This is a genomic window from Mitsuaria sp. TWR114, assembly GCF_007997345.1.
This window is the reverse complement of record NZ_VOSR01000482.1, coordinates 1-5,385: the sequence shown is the minus strand read 5'-3', so window position 1 is coordinate 5,385 and position 5,385 is coordinate 1. Positions and strand designations below refer to the sequence as shown.

At 71.3% G+C, this 5,385-nt stretch carries 4 protein-coding genes; all 4 read left to right on the top strand.

Annotated features, from left to right (window positions below):
- The first annotated feature begins 97 nt into the window (after positions 1-97).
- A complete protein-coding gene (locus FUT87_RS17235) occupies positions 98-1,822 on the top strand; it encodes a cyclic nucleotide-binding domain-containing thioredoxin-disulfide reductase (RefSeq protein ID WP_091721150.1) in 1,725 nt (574 codons plus the stop codon).
- A 160-nt stretch (positions 1,823-1,982) separates the two neighbouring features.
- A complete protein-coding gene (locus tag FUT87_RS17230) occupies positions 1,983-2,165 on the top strand; it encodes a hypothetical protein (protein WP_091721147.1) in 183 nt (60 codons plus the stop codon).
- 80 nt (positions 2,166-2,245) lie between these two features.
- Positions 2,246-4,462 carry a TonB-dependent siderophore receptor gene (locus FUT87_RS17225; RefSeq protein WP_147241809.1) on the top strand — a complete coding sequence of 739 codons (2,217 nt, stop codon included), beginning with the start codon at positions 2,246-2,248 and terminating at the stop codon, positions 4,460-4,462.
- A 10-nt stretch (positions 4,463-4,472) separates the two neighbouring features.
- The coding region (locus FUT87_RS17220) for a PepSY domain-containing protein (protein ID WP_186830590.1) at positions 4,473-5,385 on the top strand (913 nt) is incomplete at its 3' end.

Below are 5,385 nucleotides of genomic sequence, written 5' to 3'. Positions count from 1 at the left end.
GGCCGTCCGTCCCCCGCCCGGCGCCGCGCGCCGCGCTCTCCCGTCCGGCGCTTGCCGCTGGCCCGCCCGTCGGTTAGGGTGCGCGCCAGGAGGTCCCATGGCCCAGGTCCAGCAGCCCAGCATCGCCGACACGCGCGGTGCCCAGATGTTTCCCACGCTCGGCGTCGCCGACATCGCGCGCGTCGCGCGCTTTGGCCGGTTCCGGCGCTATTCCCAAGGCGAGTGGGTCGTGCGTGCCGGCGATGCCGGCATGGGCATGACCCTGATCCTCAGCGGCGAGATCACCGTCTCCCAGCGTGACAGCCTCGGCCACGTGACGCCGATCCACCGGCACGGCCCGGGCGGTTTCCTGGGCGAGGTTGGCCAGCTCAGCGGCCGGCCCTCGTTCATCGACGCGATCGCGGAAACCGAGGTCGAGGCGGTCGAGGTCAGCCCGCCGCAGCTGCGCGCGCTGCTGATCGCCGAGGCCGACCTGGGCGAGCGCCTCACCCGCGCCTTCATCCTGCGCCGTGTCGGCCTGATCGAGGCCGGCGCCAGCGGCGCGACGCTGATCGGACGGGCCAAGGCCGCGCCGGTGATGCGGCTGCGCAGCTTCCTCGGCCGCAACGGCTATCCGCACCAGCAGCTCGAGCCCGACCAGAACGACGACGCCAAGGCGCTCGCCGACCAGTACATGACCGAAGGCGTGCAGATGCTGGTCATCTGCCCCGGCGGCGACGTGCTGGTCGACCCGACCGACGAGGAGGTCGCCCGCTGCATGGGCATCGTCGACATGCGCGAGCGCCCCGAGCTCTACGACGTGGCCATCGTCGGCGCCGGCCCGGCGGGCCTGTCGGCCGCGGTGTACGCGGCGTCGGAGGGGCTGTCGGTGCTGGTGATGGACTGCCGCTCGTTCGGCGGCCAGGCCGGCGCGAGCTCGCGCATCGAGAACTACCTCGGCTTCCCGACCGGCATCTCGGGCCAGGCGCTGGCGGGCCGGGCCTTCGTCCAGGCCCAGAAGTTCGGCGCCGACATGCTGATCCCGGCCAAGGTCACCGAGATGAGCTGCGAGCGCCACGGCGAGGACGACGAGCTGCGCCTGGCGCTGGAGGACGGCCGTACGGTGCGGGCGCGCACCGCGGTGATCGCCACCGGCGCGCGCTACCGCCGGCCCGACCTCGACGCGCTGGCGCGCTTCGAGGGCCGGGGCGTCTGGTACTGGGCCTCGCCGATCGAGGCCCGCATCTGCAGCCGGCAGACGGTCGTGATCGTCGGCGGCGGCAACTCGGCGGGCCAGGCGGCGGTGTTCCTGGCCAACCACGCGGCCAAGGTGATCATGCTGGTCCGCGGCCCGGGGCTGGCCGCGACGATGTCGCGCTACCTGATCGACCGCATCCAGGGCACCGCCAACATCGAGCTGCTGCCGCACCAGGAGCTGTGCGAGCTCGAAGGCGGCGACTCGCTGGAGGCCGTCTGCTGGCGCGACCGTCGCAACGGCCAGCAGCGCCGGCTGGCACTGCAGCACCTGTTCATGTTCATCGGCGCGGAACCCGAGACCGGCCTGATCTCGCAGTGCGGCCTCGAACTGGACCAGGCCGGCTTCATCATCACCGGCCGCGCCTGCGCCTGCCCGCTGTCGCAGTACAAGCCGGAGCTGCTCGAGTCGAGCATCCCGGGCGTCTTCGCGGTCGGCGACGTGCGCTCGGGCTCGGTCAAGCGGGTCGGCGGCGCGATCGGCGAAGGCGCGCAGGTGGTGGCCAGCATCCACCAGTACCTCGCCCGCCAGGACGCCGAGCGCGCCGAACGCACCAGCCCGGCGGCGGCCGCCCGCGCGACCGTCTAGCGGTCGCCCGGCCTTCGCCCCCCCTGCCGCCCCCAAAAGGGGCGGCAGCGCTTTCAGCCTCCGCTTTCCCACCGCCCAAACGGGAGATCCCGCCACCCAGCCGGGCTGCGCTTCGCTCTAGAATGCGAATAATTGTTATTTGCAAGCTGAGCGTCCGCCGATGTGGTCTCCCGAATCCCGCCGTCTCTGGTCCTGGCCGATCGCGCTGGGCGTGCTGAGCACCTCCGGCCTGCTGTCGGCGCTGGTGTCGGACGCCTGGGGCGACGTCTGGTCGTGGATCGGCCTGGGCGTGCCGGTGGCGGTGATCGCCTGGTTTGCCTGGCGGCCCCGCAAGGCGGCCTGACGCCCGTCACCCATACCGTGCCGGCCCGGCGCCGGCCGCTGTCCCTCCCCGAAGAAGAACTCCCTCCAGGTCCCCGTCCCATGAATCACTTCCCGAAGCGCCCGCTGGCGCTCGCCATCGCCCTGGGCCTGTGCGCCCTCGCCGCCCCTGCCGCCTTCGCGCAGGACGCTCCCAAGGACAAGGACGGCGACGCGCCCTCCCAGTTGCCGGTGGTGACCGTCAGCGCCACCGCGGACAAGCAGGGCCTGTCCAAGGCCTATGCCGGCGGCCAGGTGGCGCGCGGCGGGCGCGCCGGGATCCTCGGCACCAAGGACAACCTCGAGACCCCGTTCTCGATCACCGCCTACACCAACGAGCTGATCCAGGACCGCCAGGCCAGGAGCGTCGCCGAGGTGCTGCAGAACGATCCCGGCATCCGTGCCGCGCGCGGCTTCGGCAACTTCCAGGAGGCCTACTTCATCCGCGGCTTCATCCTGAATTCGGACGACGTCGCCTACAACGGCCTCTACAGCCTGCTGCCGCGCCAGTACATCGCCTCGGAGCTGTTCGAGCGCGTCGAGGTGCTGCGCGGCGCCTCCGCCTTCCTGATGGGCGCGAGCCCCAACGGCAGCGGCATCGGCGGCAACATCAGCCTGCTGCCCAAGCGCGCGCCGGTCGAGCCGCTGACGCGCCTCACGGTGAACGCCGGCAGCGGCGGCGCGGGCGGCGCGGCGCTGGACGTCGCGCGGCGCTTCGGTCCGGACAAGGCCACCGGCGTGCGCTTCAACGCCGCCTACCGCGACGGCGGCACCGCGGTCGACGACGAGAAGGCGCGGACCAGCGTCGTCGCGCTGGGCGTGGACTGGCGCAGCCGCGACGTCCGCCTGAGCGCCGACCTGGGCTGGCAGGACAACCAGCTCACCCGCACGCGCCCCAGCGTCACCGTCAACGGCCTGAGCGCGATGCCGGCGCTGCCGGACAACAAGGCCAACTACGCCCAGCCCTGGACCTATTCCAACGAGCGCGACACCTTCGGCACGCTGCGCGGCGAATGGGACCTCAACGACGCCGTCACCGCCTGGGCCGCCTACGGCGCGCGCCGCAGCAAGGAAGCGAACCGGCTGGGCAACCTCACGGTCACCGACGCCGCCACCGGCGACGGCACCTTCTACCGCTTCGAGAACGGCCGCAAGGACAGCGTCGACACCGGCGAAGCGGGCCTGCGCGGCAAGCTGCGCACCGGCTCGGTCGGGCATGAATGGGTGGTCTCGGCCTCGGTGTTCTCGCTGGACACGAAGAACGGCTACGCGATGGACTTCCTGAACACGCAGCCGACCAACCTCTACACGCCGGCCCGGAGCGCGCTGCCCGCGTTCTCGGACAGCGTGTACGTCGGCAACAGCGTCGACGACCCGCGGCTCAACACCCGCATCCGCAACCGCAGCGTCGCCATCGGCGACACGCTGTCGCTGCTGGACGACTCGCTGCTGATCACGCTGGGCCTGCGTCACCAGACGCTCAAGGTCGACTCGATCAGCGCCACGGTCCGCTTCCTGGACACGATCACGCCGGGTGGCGTCGTCACCACCTACGACCGGAGCAAGACCAGCCCCGTCGCCGGCATCGTCTACCGCCTGTCCAGGCAGCTGTCGGTCTACGGCAACTACATCGAGGGCCTGAACAAGGGCGACAGCCTGGCCGCGCAGAACGGCCAGCCGGCGCGCGACCTGGCGCCCTACGCCTCCAAGCAGAAGGAAGTCGGCCTGAAGTACGACGGCGGACGCCTGGGCTTCGGCGCCTCCTACTTCACCACCGACAAGCCGCGCGCGGTGCTGGCGCAGGACACCGCCCAGGGCGAGGACCGCCATCGCGGCGTCGAGCTGACCGCCTTCGGCATGGCCACGCGCGAGCTCAAGGTGCTGGGCGGCCTGACCTGGCTGGACGCCAGGCAGCACGGCACCGGCGTGGCCGCCACCGAAGGCAAGCGCACGCTGGGCATCGCCCGGGTGCAGGCCAACCTGGGCGCCGAATGGGAAGTCCCCGCGCTGCAGGGCCTGGCGCTGGACGCGCGCGTCGTGCACACCGGCAAGGTCTTCGCCGACAGCGCCAACACGCTGCGCGTGCCGGCTTGGACCCGCCTGGACGCGGGCGCGCGCTATCTGTTCGAGGTGCAGGGCACGCTGCTCACGCTGCGTGCGCGGATCGACAACCTCACCAACCGCAAGTACTGGGCGTCGGCGGGCGGCTATCCGGACCAGAGCTACCTGGTCGTCGGCCAGCCGCGCAGCGTCAACCTGAGCCTGGCGGCCGACTTCTGAGGACACGACGATGCTGAGCTCGCGCGCCATCCGCGTCTGGAGCTGGTTCCACAAGTGGACCAGCCTGGTCTGCACGCTGTTCATGCTGCTGCTGTGCCTGACCGGGCTGCCGCTGATCTTCCATCACGAGATCGGCCACCTGCTCGGCGACGAGATCGAGGCCCCCGTGCTACCCGCCGCCATGGACGCGCAGCGGGTCTCGCTGGACGTCATGGCCAAGGCCGCGAACGCGGTGCATCCGACCCGCGTCATCCAGTACGCCGGCGAGAACGAGGACGACCCGCGCCTGTGGTGGTTCACGCTCGCCCCGACGCCGGCGCCGACCGAGGACTTCAAGTCCGTCGCCGTCGACGCCCGCACCGGCCTGGTGGTGCGCGAGTACCGCGTCGGCGAGGGCTTCATGGACCTGATGCTGCGCCTGCACGTGGACATGTTCGCGGGCCTTCCGGGCAAGCTCTTCCTCGGCTTCATGGGACTGCTGCTGCTGATCGCGCTGGTCAGCGGCGTGGTGCTGTATGCGCCGTTCATGCGCAAGCTGGACTTCGGCGCGGTGCGCAAGGACCGCTCCACCCGCGTCAAGTGGCTGGACCTGCACAACCTCGTGGGCATCGTCACGCTGGTGTGGTGCTTCGTCGTCGGCGCGACCGGGATGATCAACACCTGGGCCGACCTGCTGGTGAAGTACTGGCAGTACACCGAGGTCTCCACGCTGCTCGCCCCCTATCAGGGCCAGCCGCTGCTCCAGGCCAGGGACCGCGGTCCGCTGCAGGCCTCGCTCGACACCGCGATGCATCACGGCCAGCAGCGCAAGGTCTCGTTCATCGCCTTCCCCGGCACGGCCTTTTCCAGCCCGCACCACAACACGATCTTCCTGAAGGGCACCACGCCGCTGACCTCGCGGCTGCTGCAGCCGCTGCTGGTGG

Bases quoted from the DNA above. Each gene is read 5' to 3' on its own strand.
- FUT87_RS17235 (WP_091721150.1), top strand. From the start codon at position 98: ATGGCCCAGGTCCAGCAGCCCAGCATCGCCGACACGCGCGGTGCCCAG.
- FUT87_RS17230 (WP_091721147.1), top strand. From the start codon at position 1,983: ATGTGGTCTCCCGAATCCCGCCGTCTCTGGTCCTGGCCGATCGCGCTG.
- FUT87_RS17225 (WP_147241809.1), top strand. From the start codon at position 2,246: ATGAATCACTTCCCGAAGCGCCCGCTGGCGCTCGCCATCGCCCTGGGC.